Annotated in this window: 21 protein-coding genes; 15 read left to right on the top strand and 6 right to left on the bottom strand. The window is 70.8% G+C overall.

Annotated elements, in window-relative coordinates; all coding sequences use genetic code 11:
- The first annotated feature begins 12 nt into the window (after positions 1-12).
- The 5 genes from CFK39_RS00400 (at position 13) to CFK39_RS00385 (ending at position 6,462) form a co-directional block, all read left to right on the top strand.
- Positions 13-315, top strand: a complete 303-nt coding sequence (locus CFK39_RS00400; RefSeq protein ID WP_089063806.1) for a YrhK family protein — start codon at positions 13-15, stop codon at positions 313-315.
- A gap of 191 nt (positions 316-506) precedes the next feature.
- The gene (locus CFK39_RS00395) at positions 507-1,313 is read left to right on the top strand and encodes a hypothetical protein (RefSeq protein ID WP_245822749.1); all 807 of its coding nucleotides are present in this window, start codon (positions 507-509) and stop codon (positions 1,311-1,313) included.
- On the top strand, positions 1,313-1,534 hold the full coding sequence (locus CFK39_RS16570; protein WP_245822747.1) for a hypothetical protein: 222 nt from the start codon (positions 1,313-1,315) through the stop codon (positions 1,532-1,534). The genes CFK39_RS00395 and CFK39_RS16570 overlap by 1 nt, the downstream gene beginning before the upstream one ends.
- Positions 1,519-3,024 (top strand): DNA polymerase Y family protein, encoded by a 1,506-nt coding sequence (locus CFK39_RS00390; protein ID WP_245822745.1) that lies wholly within the window; start codon positions 1,519-1,521, stop codon positions 3,022-3,024. Before CFK39_RS16570 ends, CFK39_RS00390 begins: the two co-directional genes overlap by 16 nt.
- Before the next feature lie 12 nt (positions 3,025-3,036).
- Complete coding sequence (locus CFK39_RS00385; RefSeq protein WP_089063805.1) at positions 3,037-6,462, top strand: error-prone DNA polymerase; 3,426 nt, start codon at positions 3,037-3,039, stop codon at positions 6,460-6,462.
- Positions 6,463-6,471: 9 nt separating this feature from the next.
- On the opposite strand, the gene CFK39_RS00380 is transcribed toward CFK39_RS00385, so the two are convergent.
- A complete protein-coding gene (locus CFK39_RS00380) occupies positions 6,472-9,207 on the bottom strand; it encodes a YhgE/Pip domain-containing protein (RefSeq protein WP_089063804.1) in 2,736 nt (911 codons plus the stop codon).
- A complete protein-coding gene (locus tag CFK39_RS00375; RefSeq protein WP_089063803.1) occupies positions 9,204-11,966 on the bottom strand; it encodes an MMPL family transporter in 2,763 nt (920 codons plus the stop codon). Before CFK39_RS00375 ends, CFK39_RS00380 begins: the two co-directional genes overlap by 4 nt.
- 159 nt (positions 11,967-12,125) lie before the next feature.
- On the opposite strand from CFK39_RS00375, the gene CFK39_RS00370 reads away from it, so the two are divergent.
- From CFK39_RS00370 to CFK39_RS16080, 5 genes are all read left to right on the top strand, one after another.
- Positions 12,126-12,800 (top strand): TetR/AcrR family transcriptional regulator, encoded by a 675-nt coding sequence (locus CFK39_RS00370; RefSeq protein ID WP_089063802.1) that lies wholly within the window; start codon positions 12,126-12,128, stop codon positions 12,798-12,800.
- Between the two features lie 180 nt (positions 12,801-12,980).
- Entirely contained in the window at positions 12,981-13,781 is an 801-nt protein-coding gene (locus CFK39_RS00365) for a GH25 family lysozyme (RefSeq protein WP_089063801.1), read from the top strand.
- A gap of 80 nt (positions 13,782-13,861) precedes the next feature.
- Positions 13,862-14,629 (top strand): queuosine precursor transporter, encoded by a 768-nt coding sequence (locus CFK39_RS00360; RefSeq protein ID WP_089063800.1) that lies wholly within the window; start codon positions 13,862-13,864, stop codon positions 14,627-14,629.
- A gap of 40 nt (positions 14,630-14,669) precedes the next feature.
- Positions 14,670-16,064, top strand: a complete 1,395-nt coding sequence (locus tag CFK39_RS00355) for a multidrug effflux MFS transporter (protein WP_157697013.1) — start codon at positions 14,670-14,672, stop codon at positions 16,062-16,064.
- A 786-nt stretch (positions 16,065-16,850) separates the two neighbouring features.
- Positions 16,851-17,657, top strand: a complete 807-nt coding sequence (locus tag CFK39_RS16080) for a hypothetical protein (RefSeq protein WP_157697012.1) — start codon at positions 16,851-16,853, stop codon at positions 17,655-17,657.
- A gap of 416 nt (positions 17,658-18,073) precedes the next feature.
- On the opposite strand, the gene CFK39_RS00350 is transcribed toward CFK39_RS16080, so the two are convergent.
- Entirely contained in the window at positions 18,074-18,643 is a 570-nt protein-coding gene (locus tag CFK39_RS00350) for a maltokinase N-terminal cap-like domain-containing protein (RefSeq protein WP_089063799.1), read from the bottom strand.
- A gap of 35 nt (positions 18,644-18,678) precedes the next feature.
- The gene (locus tag CFK39_RS00345) at positions 18,679-19,299 is read right to left on the bottom strand and encodes an HAD-IA family hydrolase (protein ID WP_089063798.1); all 621 of its coding nucleotides are present in this window, start codon (positions 19,297-19,299) and stop codon (positions 18,679-18,681) included.
- Between the two features lie 65 nt (positions 19,300-19,364).
- Here CFK39_RS00345 and CFK39_RS00340 point away from each other — a divergent pair, with 65 nt between their 5' ends.
- Positions 19,365-20,168 (top strand): TSUP family transporter, encoded by an 804-nt coding sequence (locus tag CFK39_RS00340; RefSeq protein ID WP_089063797.1) that lies wholly within the window; start codon positions 19,365-19,367, stop codon positions 20,166-20,168.
- Positions 20,169-20,261: 93 nt separating this feature from the next.
- Positions 20,262-21,215: a PAC2 family protein gene (locus tag CFK39_RS00335; RefSeq protein WP_245822743.1), complete on the top strand. Its 954-nt coding sequence runs from the start codon at positions 20,262-20,264 to the stop codon at positions 21,213-21,215.
- 18 nt (positions 21,216-21,233) lie between these two features.
- On the opposite strand, the gene CFK39_RS00330 is transcribed toward CFK39_RS00335, so the two are convergent.
- Positions 21,234-22,007, bottom strand: coding sequence for a transglutaminase-like domain-containing protein (locus CFK39_RS00330; protein ID WP_245822741.1), 774 nt, complete (start codon positions 22,005-22,007; stop codon positions 21,234-21,236).
- A 195-nt stretch (positions 22,008-22,202) separates the two neighbouring features.
- On the opposite strand from CFK39_RS00330, the gene CFK39_RS00325 reads away from it, so the two are divergent.
- Genes CFK39_RS00325 through CFK39_RS00315 form a run of 3 tightly spaced genes read left to right on the top strand, consistent with a single transcriptional unit; the run spans position 22,203 to position 25,005 of the window.
- Entirely contained in the window at positions 22,203-23,327 is a 1,125-nt protein-coding gene (locus tag CFK39_RS00325) for a Gfo/Idh/MocA family protein (protein ID WP_172805680.1), read from the top strand.
- Between the two features lie 39 nt (positions 23,328-23,366).
- On the top strand, positions 23,367-24,368 hold the full coding sequence (locus tag CFK39_RS00320) for a sugar phosphate isomerase/epimerase family protein (RefSeq protein ID WP_089066217.1): 1,002 nt from the start codon (positions 23,367-23,369) through the stop codon (positions 24,366-24,368).
- The gene (locus CFK39_RS00315) at positions 24,343-25,005 is read left to right on the top strand and encodes a TIGR03085 family metal-binding protein (RefSeq protein WP_245822739.1); all 663 of its coding nucleotides are present in this window, start codon (positions 24,343-24,345) and stop codon (positions 25,003-25,005) included. The genes CFK39_RS00320 and CFK39_RS00315 overlap by 26 nt, the downstream gene beginning before the upstream one ends.
- Before the next feature lie 29 nt (positions 25,006-25,034).
- Here the strand turns inward: CFK39_RS00315 and CFK39_RS00310 are convergent, their stop codons facing one another.
- Positions 25,035-26,054, bottom strand: a complete 1,020-nt coding sequence (locus tag CFK39_RS00310) for a methyltransferase (RefSeq protein WP_089063792.1) — start codon at positions 26,052-26,054, stop codon at positions 25,035-25,037.
- Positions 26,055-26,119: the final 65 nt, after the last annotated feature.

The following is a 26,119-nucleotide window of genomic DNA, read 5'->3' as shown; positions in this document are numbered from 1 at the left end:
TCAGGAGGCACAATGCGACTCTTCGACCCCAGAGCCCGTCAGGTCACCGCGCAGCAGGCTCGTCGCTACGCGATGTTCGAGATCCTGCACACGATCGCCGACGTCCTCGCCGCGCTCCTGTTCGTCGTCGGGAGCATCCTGTTCTTCTCCGAGCAGACGCAGTTCGCGGGAACTGTCTGCTTCCTGGTCGGCTCGTTCTTCTTCGCCGCGAAGCCCAGCATCCGGATCGTCCGAGAGCTCTGGCTCGCCCGATCGCACAAGGTGGACCGACTGGCAGGGAGGGCCCCGGAGGGCCCGCCGATGACCGACGGCTGACCGGTCGGCGCCGCCCCGCTCCTGCCCCCTCGTGACCGTCGCCTGTCACACCCCTCCCACAGGCTTCGCATGCATGTTCGAATGTGCGACCCGACCCGCTTGAGGTGCGCCCCGCGGAGGCGTACAGTTCGAACTCCTGTTCGAACATCTGTGCGAAGAGGACTGGCTGAGGAGCGGGAGGAGGACGCGTGATGAGCACAGCCGTGCAGGCGACGGAGGAGCGCGAGCAGCGCCTGTCCCGGGCCCGGGCCGCCCTGGGCGCGGCCGAGCGCTCCGCCGCCCGCTGGGGCGGCCGGATCGACCGCACCGCCCTGCGGTCCTCGCCGCAGTCCGTCGACGATGCCGCCGACGACGGGCTCGGCACCCGCCTGCCGGTGCCGGGACCGCTGGCGACGCTGTTCCCGCGCGGCAGCCTGCGGGCCGGCAGCTCGGTGGCGCTCGAGGGTGCGGCGAGCACCTCCCTGCTGCTCTCCCTCGCGGTCGCCGCGGCGGGGGAGGACTCCTGGTGCGCGATCGCCGGGATGCCCGATCTGGGGCTGCGCTCCGCCCTGGACGCCGGGCTGGACCCCTGCCGGCTCGCCCTCGCTCCGGCGGGCGGTGACCAGCGCCCCCAGGTGCTCTCCGCCCTGGCCGACGGGGTGGGAGTGCTCGTGCTCGGCCCCGAGCTGGACCTCGCCCCCGCGCTCTGGCGCAGCCTGCTGGGTCGGGCCCGCACCGCCGACACCCTGGTCCTCGCCGCTATCCCGCCCGGCCGCGCCGATCTCACGCTGCGGGCCACCACCCAGGGGTGGACCGGGCTCGGGCAGGGCTCGGGACGGCTGCGCCGGCGCCGTCTCGAGATCACCGCCGAGGGGCGGGGGATCGCCGGGCACCGCACGGCCCGGGTCGTGCTGCCGCAGGTGGACGGCATGATCGCGCAGGCGCCCCGGAGCGCTGCGGAGGATCGTGCCGGTGAGGGCCCGATGCGCCTGCTGCCGCCGGTGCGGAGGGCGGGCTGATGAACACGGCTGTCGCCCCCGCTGCGACCGCTGCCGCGACCCGCACCGTCGCCGTGACCGTCCCGGACTGGCCGCTGCTCGCGGCGTTGGACCGCCACCAGCGCCGCGACGAGGACGCCCCCGCCCTCGACCTCGACCTCGAGCCCGTGGTCCTGCTCGATCAGCACCGGGTCACCCATGCCGGGCCGCGGCCCGGGAGGCCGGGGTGCTGCCGGGGATGAAGCGCCGCGCCGCCCGTGCCGCCTGTCCCGAGGCGCTGGTGCTGGAGGCGGACCGGGAGCACGAATCCTCCCTGTTCGAGCTGGTCGCCGCCGCGGTGGACACGATCGCCGCCGGGGTGGACGTGCTGCGGCCCGGGGTGCTGCTGATGTCGGCCCGCGGCCCCGCCCGCCATCGGGGCGGCGAGGGGTCCCTGGCCGAGCGGATCCTCGACGCGGTCGCCGAGCTCACCGGCTGGGACTGCGCCGTCGGGATCGCCGACGGCCCCTTCGCCGCGCTGCTGGCCTCCCCGCCGGGTCGGATCGTGCGCGAGGGACGCAGCGCGGAGTACCTCGCCCCGCACCCGATCACCACCCTGCGCAGTGCTCCCGTCGGTCCGGGCTGGGGTCATCGCGGCCAGCCCTCGGCCACCCGCCCGGAACGACGGCTGGACCTCGCCGAGACCGTCGATCTGCTGCAGCGGCTCGGCATCACCACGCTCGGCGACCTCGCCGCGCTCCCCTCGGCCGCGGTCGCCGACCGCTTCGGACCCGACGTCGCGACCCTGCACCTGCTGACCCGCGGCCAGGAACCCGCGCCGCCCGCCGCGCACCATCCCACTCAGCCGATCCTCGCCGAGACCACGCTGGAGACCCCGTTGGTGCGCACCGACCAGGCGGCCTTCATCGCCCGCCCGCTCGCCGAGCAGCTGCACACCATGCTGGTGGAGCGGGGGCTGGTGTGCACCCGGCTGCGGATCGTGGCCCGCACCGAGGGCGGCGAGGAGATGGAGCGCACCTGGCGGCATGACGGGGCGCTGAGCGTCGCCGACATCGTGGACCGCCTCCGCTGGCAGTGCGACGGCTGGATCACCCGCGCCCGCCTGGGCGGCCCCGCGACCGGGGCGATCACCCGGCTCGGCCTGCACCCGCTGCAGCTGGCCCCGGCGGGGGAGAACGCTCCCGCCCTGTGGGGCAGCGCCGGGGAGGCGGCCCAGCGCGCCTCCCGTGCCCTGGCCCGGGCCCAGGGGCTGGCGGGGGAGGATGCGGTCCAGGTCCCCGTCCCCGTCGGCGGCCGGCTGCTCGCCGAGGAGGTGACGCTCGTGCCCTGGCGCAGCGAGAGGCCCGCCCGGCGCGAGGGGCCCTGGCCGGGCTCCCTGCCGCGCCCGGTGCCCGCCACCGTGTTCCGGCAGCCGCCGTCGGTGCGGCTCGAGGACGCCGCGGGCCGGCCCGTCGTGGTCACCGCCCGCGGGCTGCTGAGCGCTGCGCCGACCCGGCTCCTCGTCGCCGCACCGGGCCTGCCCGCCCTGCAGCGCGCGGGACTGCGCGCCGGCTCCGCCTGCCCGGTGCTCGGCCACGGCGCCCCCACCGTGATCGACGAGCGCTGGTGGGCGCGGGACGGCCACCGCGCCGCCCGTCTGCAGCTGGTGGTGCGCGGCGCGAACGCCGAGGAGACCGCGGTGCTGGCGCTGTCACGCACGGGGGAGTGGTCGTTGGAGGGGCTCTATGACTGAGGTGGTGCTCTGATGGCCCGCTGGTTCCTGGGCCCGCCCGCCTGGAAGGATCTCGAGGCGATCCTCTCGGACCGCCCCGCCGAGGTGGTCTCCCCGCCGGTCATCGTCGAGCACACCGGTCAGGTCACCGATGACATCTACCGGCCCGCCCGCACCGTCGACTATGCGGAGCTGCACGCCCACTCCCATTTCAGCTTCCTCGACGGCGCCTCGAGCCCCGAGGACATGGTCACCCAGGCCGCCCGGCTGGGGCTGGGGGCCATCACTCTGGTCGACCACGACGGACTGCCCGGGGCGGTGCGCTTCGCCAAGGCCGCGGGGGAGGCGGGGATCGCCACCGTGTTCGGGGCGGAGCTGACCCTGGGCCTCGAGCCCGGCGCGGAGGCCGCGAGCTCCACCCCGATCGTCTCCGCGCCCCGCACCGGGGTCCCGGATCCGGACGGGGAGCACCTGCTGGTGCTGGTGCGCGACACGGCCGGATACCGGCAGCTCTCGGCCGCGATCGCCCGCGCCCACCTCGACAGCGGGCAGAAGGCCGCCCCGCGCTACCGGCTGGCGGAGCTGTCGCGCCTGGCCCGGGAGGGGCACTGGCTGATCCTCACCGGCTGCCGGAAGGGAGCAGTGGCCCGGGCCGCGGCCCCGCACCTGGAGAGCGGGGACCTGGAGGCGGCGGCCCGCGCCGCGGCGGGCGCGATCACCCGCCTGGTGGAGCTGTTCGGCACCGGGAACGTCGCCGTGGAGCTGATCGCGGGCGGCGGGGGAGAGGCGGACGAGCTGCACGACGCCCTCGCCCAGGGCGCGCGCCTGGTGCGGGAGGACCACGGCCTCGACGAGATCTCGCTGCCGCTGGTGGCCACCACCAACGCCCACTACGCCCGCCCCTCGGACAAGCGCCTGGCCGACACCCACGCCGCTCTGCGGGCCGGGGTGCCGCTGGCCCAGGCCGATCCCCACCTCTCCTCCCGCCCCGCCCACCTGCGCAGCGGGGAGGAGATGGCCCAGCTGCTGCCCCGCTACCCGGAAGCCATCGCACAGGCGGCGCGGCTGGGCCGGGACTGCGCCCTGGACCTGCGTCTGCTGGCCCCGGACCTGCCGCCCTTCCCGGTGCCCTCCGGGCACGACGAGGCCAGCTGGCTGGTGGAACTGGTGGAGATCGAGGGCCGCGAGCGCTACGGTCCCCGGCCGACGGCGGAGCGTCCCGAGCAGATCCCCGGAGCCTGGGCGCAGATCGACCACGAGCTGAAGGTCATCATCGACCTGCACTTCCCCGGCTACTTCCTCATCGTCCACGAGATCGTCGACTTCTGCGCCGGGGAGGGGATCCTCGCCCAGGGGCGAGGCTCGGCCGCGAACAGCGCCGTCTGCTATGCGCTGGGGATCACCGCGGTCGAACCCGTCGGCCACCACCTGCTGTTCGAGCGGTTCCTCGCGCCGGAGCGGGACGGACCGCCGGACATCGACATCGACATCGCCTCCGACCGCCGCGAGGAGGTGATCCAGCACGTCTACGACCGCTACGGACGGGAGAACGCCGCCCAGGTCGCCAACGTCATCACCTACCGCGCGAAGCTCGCGGTGCGCGACGCCGCCCGAGCGCTCGGCTACGACCCCGGTGCGCAGGACGCCTTCGCCAAGCGGATCGAGCGCTCCTTCTCCTCGCTCGCCGACGCCGACGTCCCTGCCGATGTGGTCGAGCTCGCCCATCAGCTGCGGGATGCTCCGCGCCACCTCGGCATCCACTCCGGCGGGATGGTGCTCGCGGACCGCCCGGTGATCGAGGTGTGCCCGGTGCAGTGGGCCGCGATGGAGAACCGCTCCGTGCTGCAGTGGGACAAGGACGACTGCGCCGACGCGGGACTGGTGAAGTTCGACCTGCTGGGCCTGGGGATGCTCACGGCGCTGGACCATGCACTGGCGATCATCGCCGAGCACCACGGCCAGCACTTCGAGCTGCGCACCCTGCCCCAGGAGGACGAAGCGGTCTACGACATGCTATGCGCGGGCGACAGCGTGGGCGTGTTCCAGGTGGAGTCCCGCGCGCAGATCTCCACCCTGCCCCGGCTGCGGCCCCGGGTGTTCTACGACCTGGTGGTGGAGGTGGCGCTGATCCGTCCCGGCCCCATCCAGGGCGGCTCCGTGCACCCCTACATCCGGCGCCGGAACAAGGAGGAGGCGGTCACCTTCCTCCACCCGCGGCTGGAGAAGTCGCTCGGGCGCACGCTCGGGATCCCGCTGTTCCAGGAGCAGCTGATGCAGATGGTGGTCGACGTCGCCGACTTCACCCCCGCCCAGGCCGATCAGCTGCGCCGGGCGATGGGCTCCAAGCGCTCCACCCAGAAGATGCTCGAGCTCTCCGACGCCCTGTTCACGGGGATGGCCAGGCACGGCATCGTGGGGGAGGACGCCGAGGCGGTCCACCGCAAGCTGCTCGCCTTCGCCAACTACGGCTTCCCCGAGTCCCACGCCTACTCCTTCGCGTACCTGGTCTACGCGAGCTCGTACCTGAAGTGCCACTATCCGGCCGCGTTCACCGCAGCGCTGCTGCGCTCCCAGCCGATGGGCTTCTACTCCCCGCAGTCGCTGGTGGCCGATGCCCGCCGTCATGGCGTGCTCACCCGCGGACCGGACGTGCTCAGGAGCCGGGCCCGCACGGATCTGGAGACCGACGAGGACCATCACGGATACCGGGTGGATCCGCCGCGGGAGCAGGTCCAGGGGGAGGCTGCAGCGCGCGGCCCGGCGATCCGGCTGGGCCTGGACCAGGTGCGGGGGATCAGCACCGGGACCGCCGAGGAGATCGTGGGGGAGCGGCAGCGGGGCGGGGCGTTCGGCTCCGTCCCGGAGCTCGCCCGACGGGTGCGGCTGACCGCACGTCAGCTCGAGGCGCTGGCCACCGCCGGGGCGCTGGACACGCTGGCGAGCACGCGCCGGCAGGCGCTGTGGGCTGCGGGCGCCGCCGCCCAGGAGTCCCCGGGCACCCTGCCCCATCTCGCCGTCGGCGCGCAGGCGCCGATGCTGCCGGGGATGAGCGATGCCGAGCTCGCCACCGCCGACGCCTGGGCCACCGGCATCACCCTGGACGAGCACCCGATGGCGCTGGTGCGGGAGCAGCTGGCGGCCGACGGGGTGCTCTCGATCGCCGGCACCCGGGAGGTGGAGGACTCCACCCGGATCCGGGTGGCCGGGGTGATCACCCATCGCCAGCGCCCGGCCACGGCCGGGAACGTCACCTTCCTCAGCCTCGAGGACGAGACCGGGATCCTCAACGTCGTCTGCTCCCAGGGGTTCTGGGTGCGGCACCGGGCCGTGCTGCGCACCGCCCGAGCGATCGTGCTGCGCGGCATCGTGGAGAACCGCAGCGGGGCGGTGAACCTGGTCGCCGACGAGGTGGGGTCCCTGGACCTGGCCGCGGCGGGCCGGTCCAGGGACTTCCAGTGACCAGCCCGCTCAGGCCAGCGCCGGGAGCGGTCGGGCGCCCACGTGCTCGGAGCGATCGGCCAGCCGCGCCCGGCGGGAGGCCACCAGGGTCAGCAGCAGCGAGACCGCCGTCCAGGCGAGGATCGCCAGCAGGGTGCTGGTGGTGCTGACCAGGGTGCCGCCGAGCGAGGCATGCACCAGACCCTGCGTCACGATCGACAGCGGCATCAGGGAGCTGAGCGACTGCAGCAGCTCCGGCGCGGTCTCCACCGGCAGGATCCCCACCAGCGTCACCACCTGCAGCACCATCAGCACGATCGAGGAGATCCGCCCGATGCGCGCGCCGAGCACCGTCAGCAGTCCCTGGTGCAGGGCCGCGAACATCACCGCCCCGGCCAGGGTCACCACGCCCACGGCGAGCGGGGAGACCGGGGCGATGCCGATGGCGGTCAGCACCGCGAGCACAGCGACGGACTGCACCACCGCGATCAGCAGTGCGGGGGCCAGGGAGCGCAGCACCACCTGCCACATCGGCATTGCCCGGTCCAGCAGCCGGCGCCGCAGCCCCGGCAGCAGCAGGAAGGTCCCGAAGGCGCCCAGCCACAGCGCGAGCCCGGTGACGAAGGGGAAGGTGGCGGTGTCCGCGCCGTCGGCCTCGTTCTCCCGCTCCACCTCGGTCCCGACAGGGGAGGCGGCCATCTCGCCCATCCGGGAGCGCTCCGACTCGGTGTAGGTCGGCACGGAGTCGGCGCCCTCGCGCAGACCCTCGGCCAGCTCGTCGCTGCCCTCGGCGAGCTGATCGGTGCCCTCGGCGAGGTCATCGGTGCCGTCGGCCAGGTCCCCGGTGCCCTCGGCGAGCTCCTCGGTGCCGTCGGCCAGCTGGTCCGCGCCGGTGCCGAGATCATCCGCTCCTTCGGCCAGCTCACCGGTGCCGTCGGCGAGGTCTCCCGCGCCCTCGGCACTGGCGCGAGCACCCTCGGCCAGCTGGTCGGCGCCCTCGGCGAGCTGATCCACGCCGTCGGCGTACTGCACCAGGCCGTCGCGCAGCCCGGTCACCCCGGTCACCAGCTCTCCCGCGCCGTCGGCGCTGGAGCGGGCACCCGTGGCGAGCTGCTCGGCGGAGGCGGTGAGGCCGGGGTTCGCCGCGGTGCCGTCGCCGGCGAAGGCGGACTCGATGCCCTCGGAGTAGGTGACCAGGCCCTGGGTCCCCTGGACCAGGCCGGGCTGCTGATCGGTGCCGTTGATGCCGTCGGCGAGCTGCTGGACGCCGTCCGCAGCGTCGCTCGCGCCCTGTCCCACACCCTGCGCGGTGGCGGTGAGGCCGGGGTTCTGGGCGGTGCCGTCGCCGCTGACGATCGTGTCGAGACCCTCCGCGTATCCATCCATGCCGTCGACGTACCCGGACATCCCCTGGGACTGCTGGCACAGACCCTGAGCCTGGGGATCATCGGGGTAGCGCTCGGCAAGATCGCAGGCCGACTGCTCCATGCTCCCGGCCAGCGCGGTCATGCCGGGATCCTCCGCCGTGCCGCTGCCCTCGAGCAGGGCGTTCATCCCAGGGTTCTCGGCAGTGCCGTCGCCCTCCAGGACAGTGGAGATCCCCTCGGAGTATCCGACCACGCCCTCGGCGCCCTGGGCGAGGCCGGGCTGCTCGGGGGTGCCGGCCAGTCCGTCGGCGGCCTGCTGAGCGCCCTGGCCGAGCTCGGCGGTGCCGCCTGCGACGCTCTGCGCGGTGGGGACCAGACCGGGGTTCTCGGCGCTGCCGTCACCGGAGACGGCGGCGTCGGTCTGAGCGACCCCGCCGGAGAACTGCTCGAGACCGGTGGCGAGCTGATCGGCGCCGGCGGCCAGCCCCGGGTTCTCGGCGGTGCCGTCACCCTCCACGCCCGCGGCGAGCTGCCGGGCACCGTCGAGCAGGCCCGGCTGTCCGTCGGTGCCGCGCATTCCCTGCTGGAGCCCGCTGGCGCCGTCGGCGAGGTCCTCGCTGCCGGTGGCCAGGTCGTCCAGGCCCTCGGCGAGCGTGCGGGACCCGTCGGCGACCTGCCAGGTGCCGTCGGCGAAGGTCCAGACCCCGCCCGAGAACTGCCGGGCCCCCTCGGCCGCGTCATTCGTGCCCTTGGCGAGGGAGCGGCTGCCGTCGGCGAGATCGCCCACCCCGTCGTCGAGGTCCGCGGTGCCGTCGGCGAGCTCGCGCGCACCGTCCGCGGAGTCCGAGAAGCCGTCCTGGAGGTCGTTGAAGCCGAGGTAGAGGCCGTTGAGGTACTGCTCAGCCATCTGCCCGCCCATGGTGGAGGCAGAGGCCTCGGCGACCGCCGTGCCCACCAGGGTGTTGATCTGGCCGCTGGCGTCGTTGGTGGTGACCTCGAGGATCGCCTGGGAGGCCTCCGGAGTGCCGATCGTGGCCAGATGCTCGGAGAAGTCCTCCGGGATCACCACGATCGCGGAGTAGCTGCCGTCCTGCAGGCCCTGCTCGGCGTCGTCCAGGCTGGTCAGCTGCCAGTCGAAGCCGGTGGTCTCCGGGGTGTCCTGGCCCTCGACGGTGCCGGGCTGGGTGAGCGATCCGGCCAGCAACCGGCCGAAGGGCACGGTCTGAGCCTCGCCGTCGGCGTTCTCGATCTCGGCGCCCTCATCGAGGTTCACCACGGCTGCGGGCACGGTGTCCAGGCGGTCCACACGCCCGCTGAGGGCCCACATGCCGAGCCCGACCACCAGCAGCGGCAGCACCAGGACGACGAGGAGAGTGCGGGGATGCGACAGGCGGTTCATGCGTGGGCTCCTTCGAGGGTCGCGGCGGTGGAGCGCTGGACGGACAGGGCGAGCAGGCGGTCAGGGGAGCGCAGCGCGCCGTGCAGGCGGCGTTCGGCATCGATGGGGTGGTCCTTGCGGGAGCCGACGATCACCGTCGCGCCGGCCCCGAGCAGCGCGTCGAGCCGCTCGACGAGCATGTCGTCGGTGGCGGCGGCATGGGCGAGGTCCCCGATCTGCTCGATGATGACGACGGCGCGATCCAGGCCGCGGCCGCTGATCGCGGCCAGGCGCTGGGAGACCTTCTCGCCGGCGCCGATCCAGTACGTGCGGCCCTGGATCGTGGCGATGTCGTCGGGAGCGAGACGGTCGTGGACGGCGAGCACGCCGGAGGTGGGGCGGTGGCGTCCTGCGGCGAGCGCGAGGAAGGTCGCCCGAGCGGCGTCGTCGGGGGCGCGCACCACCAGCAGGGTGCCGGGGGCGATGGCGCCGGTGAGCGGGCCCAGGGTGCCGGGCTCGTCCAGCAGCGGGGCGACCGTCTCCTCGAGACGGAGCGCATGCGGCCCGTGCGCCTCGGTCCAGCGGCGGTGCTCGAGCACGGCGGCCAGGCCCTCGCCCTCGACATCGACCGTGGGCAGTGCCCGGGACAGCCATCCCGGCAGCCACCAGGCGTGCCGGCCCAGCAGGGCGAGCACGGCGGGCACGAAGGTCATCCGCACCACGAAGGCATCGACCAGCACGCCCACGGCGAGCGCGACGGCGATCGGCTGCAGCATGAACCAGCCGGAGGTGACGAAGCCGGCGAAGACCGAGACCATGATCAGTGCGGCGGCGGTGACCACCGGGGCGTTCGCGGTGAAGCCCCGCTCGATCGCGCCGCGGGCATCGCCGGTGTGAACGAACTCCTCGCGCATCCGGGAGACCAGGAACACCTCGTAGTCCATCGCCAGGCCGAACAGCACCCCCATCACCATGATCGGCATGAAGGAGACCACCGGGCCGTTGACGTCCACGAACAGCGGTCCGTTGAACCAGCCGTACTCGAACACCATCGCGGTCACGCCGAAGGCCGCTGCGACCGAGAACAGGTAGCCGACGGAGGCCTTGAGCGGCACCCAGATGGAGCGGAACACCAGGGCGAGCAGGATCAGGGAGAGCCCGACGACGAACAGTGCGAAAGGCAGCAGGGCGGAGGAGAGCTTGTCGGTGACGTCGATGCCGACGGCGGTGGCGCCGGTGACGGTGACGTCGGAGATCGACAGATCCCGCTCCCAGCCGTCGGCGCTGTCCCGCAGGGCGGCGACCAGGTCCTTGGTGGACTGGTCGGTGGGGCCGCCCTCGGGGATCACCACCACCACGGCCATGTCCGCGCCCTGGTTCGGGGTCGCGAGCTGGATCTCCTTGACGCGGTCGAGGGCGGCGATGTCGCTCTCGAGCTCGTCGACGACGCCGAGGGGGTCGGTGGTGTTGATGATGTCGGCCGTCACCAGCAGCGGGCCGTTGTAGCCGGGGCCGAACTCCTCGGCGACCAGGTCGTAGGTGTCGCGGGCGGCGGTGCCCGTGGGCTCGGTGCCGAGGTCGGGCAGGGCGAGCTCGAGGTCCTTGATCGGCAGTGCGAGGGCGCCGACGCCGACGATCACCACCAGGATCGTCAGTGCGGGGACCTTGGTCACCAGGCGCACCCAGCTGCGGCCGAGATTGCGGCGGGGTCGCGACTGCGGGTCGGGGGCGGGCAGGGTGCCGCCGTTCTCAGCCATCTGGCGGCGGATGCGGCGCGGGCGCAGCCGCTCGCCGAAGATCCCCAGCAGGGCCGGGAGCATGGTCAGGGCGACCACCACGGACAGCGCCACGGTCGCGGCCGCGGCCACGCCCATCACGGTGAGGAAGGGGATGCCGGTGATGAACAGGCCGACCAGGGCGACGATCACGGTCATGCCGGCGAAGATCACGGCGCTGCCGGAGGTGGCCAGGGCCTTGCCGATCGATTCGTGGACGTCATCGCCGTGGCTGAGCTGATCCCGGTGGCGGGAGAGGATGAACAGGGCGTAGTCGATGCCGACGGCGAGGCCGAGCATCGCGCCGAGCGCGGTGGTGACGGAGGGGATGTCGATCCCGGCGGAGAGGGCGACCAGTGCGAGCATCGAGACCCCGACGCCGACGATCGCGGTGATGATCGGGATGACCGCGGGCACCAGGGAGCGGAACACGATCGCGAGGATGAGCAGGGCGACGATCACGCCCGCGATCTCGCCGGCGCCGAAGGGGATCTCCGAGCTCTGCAGCACCTGGCCGCCGAGGTTGGCGTCCAGCTCCGCGGTGTCGGCTTCCTCGACCAGCTGCTTGATCTCCTCGACCGATGCTTCGGGGTACACGCTCGTGGGGAAGTCCATCTGGAACTGGCCGATGACGGCGCTGTCGTCCTCGTTCAGGGTCCCGGGGGAGAGGTCGTCGAAGGGGGAGGGGGCGACCGAGACGTACTCGACCTCGCCGATCTCCTCCATCACCGCGTCGATCTCGTCCTGGTGCTCCTGCACCGTCGAGCCGTCCTCGGTCACGAACACCACCTGCCCGGAGGTGCCGCCCATCTCCGGGAAGCGCTGGGCGAGGGCGTCGATGCCGCGCTGCCCCTCGGTGCCGGGGATCTCGATGTCGGAGGCGAAGGTGCCGCCGAGGCCGACGGCGAGGCCGCCCACGATCAGCAGCAGGACGACCCATGCGCCGACGATCTTCCAGCGCAGCGAGGCCATCAGTCGGCCGAGGCGGTACAGGGACGAGGACACAGGACCTCCAGGACGGGCACGAGCAGGGGAGACGCCGGATCGCCTGTTCGAGACGCCCACGCATTCGATACACGAATGTATCGGTGGGATACTATCGGCACAACACCCCGGCGAGAACGGATGGCGGGGGAGTGAGCGTCGACACATCCACGAGGAGCCATGAGCGAACTGTTCGAGCCGCTGCCGGAGTCCGCCGGCACCCGGCGGCGGGAGAACACCCGCACCAAGCTCGTCCGGGCCTCCCTCGAGGTCTTCGTCGAGAAGGGGATCGACGGGGTGACGGTCGACGACCTGGTCACGGCCGCCGGGTTCACCCGCGGCGCCTTCTACTCGAACTTCTCCACCAAGGAGGAGGTCTTCACCGCGCTGTTCGACGAGGTCACCGCGGAGTTCATCGCGATCGCGAACGCCTCGGTCGAGTCCGCGATCTCCGAGGCCTCCTCGTCGGACGCGCAGCAGCTGAGCGATTTCGACGACGCCGGCGTCATGCTCGCCGTCTTCGAGGGGATCCGGCCGTTCGGGCGCCAGTGGTACCTGCTCTACTCCGATGCGATCGCCCGCTCCCTGCGCGACGAGCAGATGCGGGCCGAGCTCGCCGTCCAGCGCGAACGGCTCAGGGACCAGATCGGCGCGATGCTCACGGTGCGGCTGGAGGCCTCCGGAGCCCGGGCGCTGCTGGCCCCGGAGGATCTCGCGCAGCTGCTGATCGGCATCTTCATCGACCTCATGCTGCGCGAGCAGATGGAGGACCGGGACGTCACGGAGCTCGCCGCCACCACGATCCTGGGGACCTTCCACGCCTTCATCGCGGACACCTCGCCGTCCACGGACTGATCTGCACCCGGCGACGCTGCGGTCCCACCCGATCCGCCCGTTTCGCCGGGACACGCCGAGTTGGGGCACCACGGATCCCCCGGGGAATCGGGAGCACGTACGGTGAACCCGGTGTGACGACCGTCGCACCGCGCTTTCCCGCAGTCCCGTCCCGTTCCCCTGCTTCCCCCAGGAGACGCCATGTCGTCCTACCGTCCCCGCCATCTCACCCCTCCTCCCGCCGCCCCCGAGCTGGTCGCCCCCTCCCGCCGCTCCCTGCTGCGAGGCGGCGCGCTCGGCGCGGCCGCCCTCGGCGCCGGCACCGCAGCGCTGACCTCACCGGCAGCCCAGGCCGCCGGCATCTTCGGTCAGGACGTCTCCGGCTGGCAGGGCGAGGTCGACTGGGCCGCCCAGGCCGGCCTCGGCTCCCGCTTCGCCTACGTCAAGGCCACCGAGGGCCGTTCGTATCGCAGTCCCGCCTTCGACCATCAGTACCTCGGGGCCGGGAACGCGGGTCTCGTGCGTGGCGGCTACCACTTCGCTCGCCCCGACTCCGGCGGTCCCGAGGAGCAGGTCGACTTCTTCCTCAACAACGGCGGCGGCTGGTCCGAGGACGGCATCACGCTGCCGGGCATGCTCGACCTCGAGGGCTACTCCGGGCTCCCGCGCGACTACGGGCTCTCCCGGCAGGAGATGCGCGACTGGATCATGGGCTTCTCGAACCGCTACCGCGAGCAGACCGGGCGCCGCCCTGCCCTCTACACGAACCTGCACTGGTGGAACGATGTGGTGGGGGACTGGACCCCGGTGAACTCCCCGCTGTTCCTCGCCGCCTATCGTGAGGACCCTCCCACGACCCTGCCGGGACGCTGGTGGGGCTGGGAGATGTGGCAGTACTCGACCACCGGTCCCTTCGCCGGCGACTCCAACCTCTGGTACGGCGGCGAGGAGCAGTTCGAGCGCTTCGTCGGCGAGTACGACTACGGCGCCGCCGGGATCTGAGCACGAGCATCTGAGCTCCGATCGTCCGGGCGGGCCGTGGCCTCATGGTCGCGGCCCGCCCTGCTGTGTACCCTTCCCCGGTGACCACAGACAAGAACTCCTCACCGCCACCTGAACAGTCTGGACGCCCGGCCGGTGCCGTCTACGCCGACCGGGGCAGCTCTCACTTCGACATCCTCCTGGCCGCCATGGTCACCGTGGTCGTGCTCTCGGGGATCGGCGCCGCCAAGGGCGTCAGCTTCGGGACCATCCCGGGCACCGGCTTCGAGATCCTGACCGACGGCGGCTTCTTCCTCTTCCCCCTCGCCTACGTGCTGGGCGACATCATCACCGAGCTCTACGGAGCTCGCAGCGCCCGCCGCGCGATCCTCACCTCCTTCGCCGTCAGCATCCTCGCCTCGCTCAGCTACCAGGTGATTATCGCCCTGCCCCCGTTCCCCGGCGAATTCGGGCAGGCCAAGCAGGAGGCCCTCGAACTCGCCCTCGGCCCGGTCTGGATCATCGTCCTCGCCGGGCTCGCCGCCTTCCTGGTGGGCCAGAGCCTGAACTCCTTCGTCGTCACCCGCATGAAGCGCCGGATGGGGGAGCGGGGACTGATCCCGCGACTGTTCACCTCTTCCGGGCTCGGCGAGCTGGTGGACACCATCATCTTCTGCTCGATCGCCTCGGTCGCCATCGGCATCACCACCTTCGAGCAATGGGCCGAATACACGCTCCTGGGGTTCGTGTACAAGGTCCTCGTCCAATACGCGATGATTCCTGTGACCTCCGCCGTGATCCGTTGGCTGAAGCGCACCGATACGAGCTATCAGCAACGCCTGGCCGCTGCCCGGCAGTCCGCCGCCTGACCCGGCCTGCACCACGTCTGCCCGCCCTGAAAGGACTTCCGTGGCCTCCGCCGCCGACGACACCCCGCGCGAGGACCCTCGCGAGGAGCCGACCACCTCCACCGGCTCCCTCCCGACCATCACCGGCGCGATACCCACCATCACCGGTGCGATCCCCGTGCTCGAGGACCTGGCGGATCACGAGTTCGCCCATCTGCCCGACGAGGAGGAGCTCGGCCGCACCCGCGGCAAGGTGACCGCGCTGGTGATCGTCGTGCTCACGACGCTCAGCGCGATCGGACCGCTGGCCACCGACATGTACATCCCAGCCTTCCCAGAGGTCGCGGGCGAGCTGTCGACCAGTGCCTCGCGGATGCAGCTGACCATCACCGCCTTCTTCCTCGGCACCGCGAGCGGTCAGGTCGTCGCCGGCCCGCTCTCGGACCGGATGGGACGTCGTGCACCGCTGCTGATCGGCATCGTCCTGTGCCTGCTGGCCTCGATCGGCTGCGCCTTCGCGCCGAGCGTGGAGATCCTGCTGGTGCTGCGCGTGCTGCAGGGGATCGGCGGCGGTTTCGGGATGGTGCTGGGCCGAGCGGTGCTGATCGACATGACCGACGGCCCGGAGCTGTTCCGGAGCATGAACATCATGCAGGGCGTGGGCGGTGTGGCCCCGATCGTCGCCCCGCTGCTGGGCGGCATCATCCTGGTGTTCGGCCAGTGGCGCGAGATCTTCCTGGTCATCGCCGCGATGTCGCTGATCTCGCTGCTCGGGGTGCTCTTCCTGATCCCGGAGTCCCTGCCCGTCTCCCGTCGGCACTCCGGCGGCTTCCGCACCTTCCTGCGGAACGTGCGCACCTTGCTGCGGCGACGGATCTTCGTCGCGTACATGCTGGTCAATGCGTTCTCTGCGTTCGCGCTGATGGCTTATGTTTCGGCCTCCTCCTTCGTGGTCCAGGAGATGCTCGGCTTCACCTCGAGCGAGTACTCGGTGAGCTTCGCGATCAACTCGATGGGGATGATGACGATGTCGCTGCTCTCGGCGCGGCTGACCCGCACCATCCATCCGCGCGCGCTCATCCGGGTGGGACTGATCGTGGTGTCGCTGGCGAGCTTCGCGCTGCTGATCGGGAGCCTCTTCCTGCACACGCCGGCGTGGATCGTTCTCCCGGCGTTCTTCTTCACCGTCGCGCCGCAGGGCATGATCTTCGGCAACGGCGGGGCGCTCGCCTCGAACCAGGCGAGAGAGTTCGCGGGCACCGGGTCGGCCATGCTGGGCCTGGGCTTCTCCTTCTCGGCCTCGCTCGCCGCGCCGCTGGTGGGCATCGCCGGCACGCACTCCTCGCTGCCGATGGCGATCGCGATGGTCGTGGGCTGCCTGATCTCGGGAACGTTCTTCGTGCTGGCGGGCCGGGGGAGCAGCACCGATACCGGGCGCTTGCCGGGAGCCGTCTGAGTTCCGATCCACCGAAGTCAAGGGGCACGCTGGCGCAGAACGAGTCTTTCACCTGGGGTGATGTGTCGGCATCCGTCACACGCCGTCTCTCGCAGTCGACGGTTGGTCAGTATTCGCCACCACGGAGTCACACATCGTTGACGACAGCTACCGACTGTGACACACTTCACATCTTTACGCCATAGGCGCATATTTGCGCGGCGGGCTCATTCGGAGGGATCAATTCGATGCGTCATCGTTGGAAGTATCCTGTTATCGGCGCGATAGTCGCCGCGCTCGGGCTCTTGGGTGGATCCGCCTCCGCCGACGGACCAGAAGGGCCCGGATCTGTTACCGACGGCCATGGGAGAGTCTATTACGACGACGCCCCCTATCTTCCCGAGTTTGACGGGGAGGTATAAGCTGAAAACGCTAGGGCAATCGATCACAGGGACCCTGACTCGTTAGAACCTCTGGCGCGTGGTTGTGGAAGTGCCAGCATGCTGATGGTCCATGCAACGGTCGGATGGGGTAATGCTCAGAGAGGGCCGTGCTATGTCCTAGGCTCAAAGGGCAGCAGAGCGGGCTATAGCTGGAATGTTTACTCAGTTATAGGTAGGCCCATGGCCTGCGTGCAAGGTGTGGGCTTCAACTCAGCGAAGAAGAGAACCTGGTACGGCGCTGGCTGCGGTCGATCCGGTAGCGTATCTGCCCCGTGGGGTGAAGTCGCCGCCAGCAAGACAATGCGAGGCAAAGCGGGCGCCACAGCAGGAACGTCTGTGATGGTTGTTTGGCGTTAGGGGCCACATGCGCAAGCTCGTCGGATTACGGCTACTCTCTTGCACGCTTGTAGCGCTCAGCATGATGGTCGCTTCATGCGTTCCTTCAACTCAAGATGACCCGCAGTCGGGCAATTCAGGCGGACCGGCGACTGAATCGCGAATACCGGAACTCGAGCTTCCTGCAGCAGCCAGTGATTCCATGCCGGAGACATCAGAGCTCACTGATTCGCTCGGCTGCGCCGCGGTTCTTCCCATTCATTTTGATGTCCAGTCCGCAGTCTCGGGGTCTGGTTCGATTTGCATTGTCGACTTGACGGGAGGGCCGCAATTGTATCTGATGAGGTACGAATCCTTTCCCACGTCGGTGCTGGACGAGAGGATCTGGGCATCCGGAGATCCTGTCATTCTTTCGATCCTATACTCCGACGGCTATATTGTGGGCTCCCGTGAATATGTCGAGGGCATTCCGGGCGGCGCTCATATTGAGCCATCCGAATGGAAAGATCTATCCATGACGATTTCGCCGGATCGCCTCGTTCCAGACACGGTATTTGAGTGCAGAAGTATTCTGTCAACGGCGCTCGCCTCTGATTTCAGGTTCAAGGCCGGAGCAGACGCGAATGGATGGGTCGAGAGCTCGGTTTTCGATTATGGAGGCGGCGCTGGGACCCAAGTGATAGAAGATGCCCGTTCATCTCTGGAGGGCGGGCGTGAGTCCGAGCTGCTGGACCTAGCGACACAACATCCCGAAATCATCGACTATGTCGTCGAGTCGTATGTCTCGGAGTACGGCACCGATGTTGTCAGCGCCTGTTCGGAACAGCGTGCCTAAGGAGGAAGAGATGAGCAGAAAAAAGCACATGATCCCTGTAATTCCGTCTCTTCCGGAGCTCTACCCAGGAGAGAAGTCCGTCGAGTCGATCGAGGTCACTCGGACCACAGCGGGGACCAGTCACGTGGAGCCGTATGAAGAGCCATCATTCCTGACGAGCGGTCGCATGACGATCAGCGGCGGGGCCGAGGACCACGGGAGATCTTACGGCCCGACGTCACCAGGTTCACCGGAAGATGCCGCGGGCTGAGTGGGTCCGGCAGGCGCACTCAGGACGATCCATGGCGATCTCATAACGCTGCGACGATGCCACGGCCGACAACGATCACGGCGTCGGAGCGCCTTGAGAGAGGCAGGCCTGACTCTTGGCAGTACGCCGATAATGTACGTTATGTAAAGTCGAACGAGCGAACCGCTCAGATCGCGGCGAGGATTCCCTCTCCCCCTGACCACCGGGCGTGCAGCCGGACGGTCCCGTCCAGATCACCGACGGTGCGGGCGATGGTGAACGGCGCCCCGTCCAGGAGCTCGTCCCCGGTGGGTAGCTCCTCGCCCTCGTCGACCTCGAGGCTCAGCGTGACGGTCTGCGGACGGGTCTCGATCAGCTCGCCCTCGTCCGAGTAGATCCCGAGCTCGGCCTGCGCCTGCTCGCCGCAGAGCGCCCGGCGGAAACAGTCCAGCGCGACTTCGTCGCCGAGGCCGTCGTAGACGTAGCGCTCCCCGAGCACCGAGTGCTGCATCGTGGCCAGCAGCTGCTCCTCGGCGCCGTCGAGCCGTTCGGGTCGGTAGGCCAACGGCAGGTGGTAGATCGTCTCACCCACTCGCACCAGATGGCATTCCACGCCGACCACGCCGTCCGGGTCATCGAAGCGGTACGCACCGAGCAGCTCGAGCTCCCCGGCCTCGCCCCAGGAGCGTCCGGACAGGAAGTCGCGCAGGATCTCGGTCTTGGAGGGGCTGAGCTCTGCCTGGTAGATGATCGCCATGCCCCTACGGTAGTCGCCCGCAGCCCGGGCGGCCCTCAGCTCGGCAGCAGATCGAGCAGCTCGCGCAGGGACCGGACCCGTTCTGCGTCGGTGACCTCGAGCGGGACTCCCGGAGTCTCCAGGAGCACGGCCCGCACCCCTGCCGCCGCTGCGGCCTCGACATCGCCGGCGCGATCGCCGACGGCGAGGCACTCCTCGGGGGCGAGCGCATGCCGCTCCAGCAGGGCGAGCGCCATCGCCGGATCCGGTTTGCGGGGGTAGCCGTCGGGTGCGCAGACCATGTCGTCGACCGGCAGGTCGAGGGACTCCAGCAGTGCCTGGGCGCTGGGGCGGTCGCGATGGGTGGCCACCAGGTTCAGCCCGCCCGGCTCCCCCACCGCGGCGAGCAGCTCGCGGGCGCCGTCCATCGCCGGTGGCGGAGTCGTCCGCCAGTGCTGCTTCGTGGCCTCGTAGGCGGTGCGCAGGCGACGCTCGGACACCTCGTGACGGGCTGCCAGGGCGCTGATCGCGTAGGAGCTGGAGAGGCGGGTCAGCAGCGCCACCTCGTGCAGCAGCTGCTGACCGGGCCTCGGCACGATGGCCGAGGCGAGGGCCCGGTCCACATCGGGATAGGTATCCGCCAAGGTGCCGCCGAGGTCCCAGATCACTGCTCGCATCTCGGCAGTCTGCCAGGTCGCGGACCGATTCGTCATCCACGTCGGGCCGGTGTTGACTGCCCTGTGTGCCCCTGCTCGACCAGCTGCTCCAGCTCTCCGCCCTGACCCTCGTGCTGCTGATCGGCGCCGCCTTTCTGGCGGGATGGGTCGATGCGGTCGTCGGCGGCGGCGGACTGATCCAGCTGCCGGCGCTGCTGACCGCTCTGCCGGCCGACGCGCCCACCGGCGCGGTGCTCGGCACCAACAAGCTCGCCGCCGCGGCGGGAACCGCGGTGTCCACCGGAACCTATATCCGCCGGATCATGCCGGTCGCGGCGACCGCTGTGCCGCTGATGGTCTGCGCGCTCCTCGGCAGCTCTGCGGGAGCCTCCCTCGCCTCCTTCATCCCCCGACCGTGGCTCTCCCCCATCGTGCTGCTCGCCCTGCTGGCCATCGGCACGTACACGTTGCTGCGCCCCTCGATGGGGCTCGAGCACGCACCCCGCCACCGCGGGCGCGCCCATCTGCTGCGCTCCGGCGGGATCGGTGGCGTGATCGGCGTGTACGACGGGATCCTCGGCCCCGGCACCGGCAGCTTCTTCATCATCGCGATGGTCGCTCTGCTGGGCTACGGATTCCTCGAGGCGAGCGTCCATGCGAAGCTCGCGAACCTCACCACCAACGTCGGCGCACTGCTGGTGTTCGGGCTGCAGGGCGAGGTGTGGTGGATCCTGGGTGCGGTGATGGCGGCCGCGAACCTGCTGGGCGGCTATCTCGGGGCGCGGCTCGCGCTGAAGCTCGGCTCAGGATTCGTCCGCGGAGTGTTCCTGGTGGTCACCGGGGCGCTCGCGCTCCGGCTCGCCGTCGATTCGGTGGCGCTGCTCACGTGAACCCTGCGCTGGGACGGGAATAGCTCCTCCCGCAGCCTCGTTGCACTGGACGTCACCTGTTGCCGCTTCCCGCGGCCCGTCGCCCTGGAGGTCATGATGGATCCGACGACCCTGTTCAGCTACGAGCGCCACGTCGACTCGCGCTCCCTGCACGGGCGGACCCTGCTGGTCACCCTCGGGGCGTACAGCGATGCCGGCGACGCCCAGCAGCTGATCGATGACCAGCTGCTGAACTCCCTGTCCAGCCGCGTCGTCGGACGACTGGACATGGACCAGGTCTACGACTACGCCGGGCGGCGCCCGGAGGTGACCCTCCAGCTCGATCACTTCTCGGACTACGAGAAGCCGGAGATCCTGCTGCACGAGGTCACCGCCGCCGACGGTGAGACGTTCTTCCTGCTCACCGGTCCCGAGCCCTCGTTCCAATGGGAGCGGGTCGCCAGCGCGCTGCAGATCGTGGTCGAGCAGCTCGGCATCGAGCGCACCCTGCTGCTGCAGGGCTTCCCGGCACCGGTCCCCCACACCCGTGAGCTGCCCGTGACCCGCTTCGCCGGTGATCCGGACTCCATCACCGTGCGCCGCACCATGCCCGGCACCTTCCGACTGCGCGCCCCGTTCACCGCGCTGCTGACGATGCGCCTGGCCGAGAGCAGCCACGAGGTGGTGGGGCTGACGGTGCATGTCCCCCAGTACCTGCACGAGATGACCTATCCCGATGCCGCGATCGCGCTGCTGGGAGCGATCACCGAGGAGCAGGGCCCGCAACTGCCGGTCGAGTCGCTCGAGGCACAGGCCGGGCCGGTGCGCGAGGCCATCGCCGCCCAGATCGACTCCCAGCCGGCGCTGCAGGAGATGGTCGACGGCCTAGAGGCCCGCTTCGACCGGATGATCACCTCCGGCGCCGGCACGGAGGTCCCCACCGCCGACGCGATCGCCGCCGAGGTCGAGGAGTATCTCGCGAGCTTCGATCAGGAGGACGGCGGGACGGACGAGACCAAGGACACCGATCACCCGGACGGGCCAGCTCCCGAGCAGCCCACGGGCTGACGCCCCGCCGGGCGCCGCTCAGCGCAGCGCGAGCCGTTCGTGGGGGACCTCGTCCGGCAGCGCCGGGTCCACCACGGCGGTGATCTGGATACCGGTGAGGGTCACGTTCCCGGCCAGGGTGGTCATGAAGGCCGTGTCGGCCGCATCCTGGCCGGTCGCGATCCGCATCATGGCGGCGCGCGGGGCCAGGTGGGTCGCATCGACCACCAGCCACTCCCCCTCGATCAGAGCCTCGACCACCAGATGGAAGTCCATCGGGTACAGGCCCGGGGCGTACACCGAGGAGCAGCGCGCCGGGATCCCGCCGGCGCGCAGCAGCGTCGCGGTGAGATGGGCATAGTCCCGGCACACCCCCTGACGGGAGACATAGGTGGACCGGGCGGAGTCGGTGACCGTGCTCGAGCCCGGCACGTAATCCAGATGATCGTGGACCCAGTCGACCACGGCATCGAGCGCCTCGACCCCCTCCCGCTCGGCGATCACCTCGGCCGCGATCCTCTCGAACTCGTCGACCTCGCAGTAGCGCGAGGGACGCAGATGCAGCACCGCATCGGCCTCCTGGGTCGTCGGCACCGGTGCGGCGGCCGCGCCGCGCGCCTCATAGCTGATCTCGACCGTCCCCTCGGGCAGGCCCTGCACCAGGTGCACACGGCTGCCGAAGCGGTCCCGGGTCTCGGAGACCGGATGATCGACCCCCTCGGCCAGCACCGACAGCCGCTCCTCGGCGATCGGCGCGGCGGAGGCCGCCACCAGCAGGGCGACGTCGGTCCCGGCCGTCACTTCGGCCCTCATCCACGCGTGCACATGTCGTTCCACCCCTGCAGTGTCCCGCATCGCACCCCGGGAGCGCACCTCTGCCGCAGAGTCCCAGGGTGCGGGGACATTGCCGCCGGATGCGGGCGGACATAGGGTTGTGAACAGGACATCATTCCTCGCCCGAAGGAGCTCTCAGTGCCGCAGAGGTCTCGCCGCCCGCTCGGTATCGCCATGATCGGGTACGCCTTCATGGGCCGTGCCCATTCCCAGGCCTGGCGCACCGTCGCCGCCGCCTTCGACGTGCTGCCGCTCGCCCGTCGCGTGATCGTGGGCCGTGACGACGCCGCGGTCGCGCAGGCCGCGGAGCGCCTGGGCTGGCAGGAGCATGCGACCGACTGGCACGAGGTGATCGCGCGCGAGGACATCGACATCGTGGACATCTGCACCCCCGGCTTCCTCCACGCCGAGATCGCGATCGCCGCGCTCGAGGCCGGCAAGCATGTGCTGTGCGAGAAGCCTCTGGCGAACGACACCGCCGAGGCGGAGGCGATGGCTCGGGCCGCCGCAGCGGCGACCGCCCGCGGCCAGGTCGCGGCACTGGGCTTCACCTACCGTCGCGTGCCTGCGCTCGCCCTGGCTCGGCAGTTCGTGCAGGCCGGCCGCCTGGGCACCATCTGCCAGGCGAAGGTGGCCTACCTCCAGGACTGGCTGGTCGACGCCGACGCACCGATGAGCTGGCGGCTGCGGAAGGAGACCGCCGGCTCCGGCGCGCTCGGCGACATCGGCTCCCATGCGATCGATCAGGTCCAGCACCTCACCGGCCAGCGGGTCACCGCGGTGCGCGGGCGCCTGGCGACCATGGTGCCGCAGCGCCCCGGCCCCGATGGCCCCGAGCCGGTGACCGTGGATGATGCGGCCTGGGCGACCCTCGAGCTCGACGGCGGCGCGATCGCCTCGGTGGAGGTCTCCCGGATGGCGACCGGGGCGAAGAACCGCCTCACCGTGGAGCTGTACGGGACCGCTGGCGCCCTGCGCTTCGACCTGGAGAACCCCAATGAGCTGTGGTTCCTGGACGCGACGCTCCCGATCGCGGAGCAGGGGTTCGCCCGGGTGCTGGTCACCGAGCCCGAACATCCCTACCTCGAGGGCTGGTGGCCGCAGGGCCATGTGCTGGGCTGGGAGAACGCCTTCAGCAATCAGGCTCGGGACCTGCTGCTCGCCATCGCCGCGATGCCCTCGGCCGACGAGCCTGCGGCGCGCTTCTCCCCCGACTTCGCCGACGGCCTCGCCCTGCAGCGGGTGCTGGACGCGATCATCGCCTCCGATGCCGCCGATGGCGCGGCCATCGCCCTCTGAACCGACCTCCACCGCTCACCGAGAAGGAGCATGCCGATCATGGCGCATCCGCACACCTTGTTCACCGGCCAATGGGCCGACCTGACCCTCGAGGAGGTCGCCGAGCTGGCGGCCGGCTGGGGCTACGACGGCTTGGAGATTGCGGTCTCCGGGGAGCACCTGGACGCCTCTCGCTGGGACGACGACGACTACGTCGCCGAGCGCCTGGGGATCCTGGAGAAGCATGGGTTGAGCTGCTGGGCGATCTCCAACCACCTCAAGGGCCAGGCCATCTGCGATGACCCGATCGACTTCCGCCACGAGGCGATCGTCGGCTCGGCCGTGTGGGGCGACGGCGACCCCGAGGGTGTCCGGCGGCGCGCCGCCGAGGACATGAAGAACACCGCCCGCCTGGCGCAGAAGCTGGGGGTGAAGACCGTCATCGGGTTCACCGGATCGAAGATCTGGAAGTACGTGGCGATGTTCCCGCCGGTCCCCCAGTCGGTCATCGATGAGGGCTACCAGGACTTCGCCGACCGCTGGAACCCGATCCTGGACGTGTTCGACGAGTGCGGGGTGCGCTTCGCCCACGAGGTCCATCCCTCCGAGATCGCCTACGACTACTGGACCACGCAGCGCACCCTGGAGGCGATCGGCCATCGCGAGGCGTTCGGCCTGAACTGGGATCCCTCGCACTTCATGTGGCAGGGGATCGACCCGGTCACCTTCATCACCGACTTCGCCGAGCGGATCTATCACGTGGACTGCAAGGACATCCGGGTCCGGATCACCGGGCGCAACACCCGCCTCGGCTCGCACCTGGCCTGGGGCGATCCGCGGCGCGGCTGGGACTTCGTCTCCTTCGGCCGCGGGGACGTGCCATGGGACGCCGCCTTCCGCACCCTGCGCTCCATCGGCTATGACGGGCCGATCTCGATCGAGTGGGAGGATGCCGGCATGGACCGCCTCCACGGGGCCAAGGAGGCCCTGGAACTGCTGCGCAGCCTCGACTATCCCGTCTCCGAGGTGTCCTTCGATGCCGCGTTCAGCAACCAGGGCTGAGGCGATCATGCACGAGCGCCGACATGACGAGCGCGAGGCCTTCGCCCGCACGTTCCTCACCCATGGCCCGGAGGCGCCGACGATCCTGCCGGGCTGGGATGCCGCCGAGCTGCTCGAGCATCTGCTGCTGCGCGAGGGCGCACCGCACCTGCGAGTGGGATCGCATCTGCCCGGTGCGCTCGGCGCCCGTGCCCAGCGGGCGCTGGACGCGCTGCGTGCGAGCTCCTGGCAGGAGCGGGTGGAGCGGTTCCGGCAGGGTCCGGGCCGCCTCTCCCCCATCGGCCGCATCGATGCGCTGAGCGGACAGGGTGAACTGCTGATCCATCATGAGGACCTCCGTCGCGCGCAGCTCGGCTGGGAGCCGCGCCAGCTCCCCGCCGAGGCTGCGGCTGATGCCTGGAGAGCCGTCGGGCTGATGGCACCGCTGGCGATGCGGGTGCGGGCGGAGGTCACGCTGGTCTCGCCGCTGGGCGGCCGACAGCTCCGCTCCCGCCGCGCGGTGGGGAGCCTGCGGGTCCACGGGGATCCGCTCGAGCTGCTGCTGTGGGTCAGCGGCCGCGACGAGGTCGCCCGGGTCAGGGTCCACGGCGACCAGGTCGCACTGCAGGCGCTGCGCGAGGGCCGACGGGGACTGTGATCCCGCCGCGGTGAGCGCAGCGGTGAGGCTCAGCCGCGCTCGAGTAGGAAGAGCCGCGGATGATGGCCCTTCTGGAAGAAGCGGTGCTCGCGCACCGGTCGCCAGCCGGAAGGTGCCGTCTCCAGCACCCTCTGCATGCGGGTGATCTCATGGGTGAGCACGCCCAGGCGGGCACGCGGTGCGGCCAGCTCGGCGGCACGGGCCAGCAGCTCCTCCAGCAGCGCTTCGTTGGTCTCGTGCTCGCCGTGCAGGGTGCCCCAAGGCGGGTTCGTCACGAACCTGGTGAATCCCGGCTCGAGATCGACCGTGCGCACATCCCCCTCGACCCAGTCGATGCGGCCCTTGCGTCGGGCCGCGCGCTGATGAGTCCGCGCCGCCTCGATCGCGGCGGGGTCCAGGTCCACGCCCACCGCGCGGGCGGGGACCGTCTCGTGCAGCTGCTCCACCAGGAAGGTGCCGGAGCCGCAGGTCATGTCCAGCACGGAGTCCTCAGCGCCCACCTGCAACAGGTCCAGCACGGTGGCGGCGATGGTGGCGTTGACCGCACCGGGATAGTTCACAGTGCGCCAGGCCCGGGTGGCCAGCGGTCTCGGGGTGGTGCGCAGCAGCACCTGCCAGGTCACCGGGGTCGCTCCCTTGCGCACCCGCACCACCAGATCGCCGTCCCCGTCCACCGGCAGCCCCGCCAGCTCGGCGAGGGCGCTCGCGAGACGGCGCATGTCCGGAGTGCCGGCGCCGGCGGCCTCCAGCCGCAGGCTGTGGAACTTCTGTCGCGGGCGCTGGCGACGGATCTCCCCCAGCAGCTCTGCGAGCTCCTGCTGGACCGAGGTCTCCAGCAGCTCCCGGGGCCGACGGGCAGGGACGGTCAGGCTCGTCGAGGCCGCGACCACGCGACGCAGCGAGCGCACCGCGTCGAGGTCCGCAGTGCGCAGGGCCAGCTCAGTGGGCCCGATGAGGCGGACCGCACCGAGCTCGCGCGCCTCCTGCAGGGCGCTCTGCCCGCAGCCGTCGAGCACCTCGAGCACGAGATCGTGCGTGATCTGCGACATCCGCTCTCCCCTGTCTGCCTGTTCCTGGTCGATTCTCGCAGGCTACCGCCCGTCGCAGTGCCGGT

Source organism: Brachybacterium avium, from assembly GCF_002216795.1.
Classification (GTDB): domain Bacteria; phylum Actinomycetota; class Actinomycetes; order Actinomycetales; family Dermabacteraceae; genus Brachybacterium; species Brachybacterium avium.
The sequence above is the reverse complement of the archived record's forward strand: the minus strand, read 5'-3'. Positions and strand labels throughout refer to the sequence as shown.

Coding starts and splice junctions, on each gene's coding strand:
- CFK39_RS00400 (WP_089063806.1), top strand. CDS start 13: ATGCGACTCTTCGACCCCAGAGCCCGTCAGGTCACCGCGCAGCAGGCT.
- CFK39_RS00395 (WP_245822749.1), top strand. CDS start 507: ATGAGCACAGCCGTGCAGGCGACGGAGGAGCGCGAGCAGCGCCTGTCC.
- CFK39_RS16570 (WP_245822747.1), top strand. CDS start 1,313: ATGAACACGGCTGTCGCCCCCGCTGCGACCGCTGCCGCGACCCGCACC.
- CFK39_RS00385 (WP_089063805.1), top strand. CDS start 3,037: ATGGCCCGCTGGTTCCTGGGCCCGCCCGCCTGGAAGGATCTCGAGGCG.
- CFK39_RS00380 (WP_089063804.1), bottom strand. CDS start 9,207: ATGAACCGCCTGTCGCATCCCCGCACTCTCCTCGTCGTCCTGGTGCTG.
- CFK39_RS00370 (WP_089063802.1), top strand. CDS start 12,126: ATGAGCGAACTGTTCGAGCCGCTGCCGGAGTCCGCCGGCACCCGGCGG.
- CFK39_RS00365 (WP_089063801.1), top strand. CDS start 12,981: ATGTCGTCCTACCGTCCCCGCCATCTCACCCCTCCTCCCGCCGCCCCC.
- CFK39_RS16080 (WP_157697012.1), top strand. CDS start 16,851: ATGCGCAAGCTCGTCGGATTACGGCTACTCTCTTGCACGCTTGTAGCG.
- CFK39_RS00350 (WP_089063799.1), bottom strand. CDS start 18,643: ATGGCGATCATCTACCAGGCAGAGCTCAGCCCCTCCAAGACCGAGATC.
- CFK39_RS00345 (WP_089063798.1), bottom strand. CDS start 19,299: ATGCGAGCAGTGATCTGGGACCTCGGCGGCACCTTGGCGGATACCTAT.
- CFK39_RS00335 (WP_245822743.1), top strand. CDS start 20,262: ATGATGGATCCGACGACCCTGTTCAGCTACGAGCGCCACGTCGACTCG.
- CFK39_RS00330 (WP_245822741.1), bottom strand. CDS start 22,007: ATGAGGGCCGAAGTGACGGCCGGGACCGACGTCGCCCTGCTGGTGGCG.
- CFK39_RS00325 (WP_172805680.1), top strand. CDS start 22,203: ATGATCGGGTACGCCTTCATGGGCCGTGCCCATTCCCAGGCCTGGCGC.
- CFK39_RS00320 (WP_089066217.1), top strand. CDS start 23,367: ATGGCGCATCCGCACACCTTGTTCACCGGCCAATGGGCCGACCTGACC.
- CFK39_RS00315 (WP_245822739.1), top strand. CDS start 24,343: ATGCCGCGTTCAGCAACCAGGGCTGAGGCGATCATGCACGAGCGCCGA.
- CFK39_RS00310 (WP_089063792.1), bottom strand. CDS start 26,054: ATGTCGCAGATCACGCACGATCTCGTGCTCGAGGTGCTCGACGGCTGC.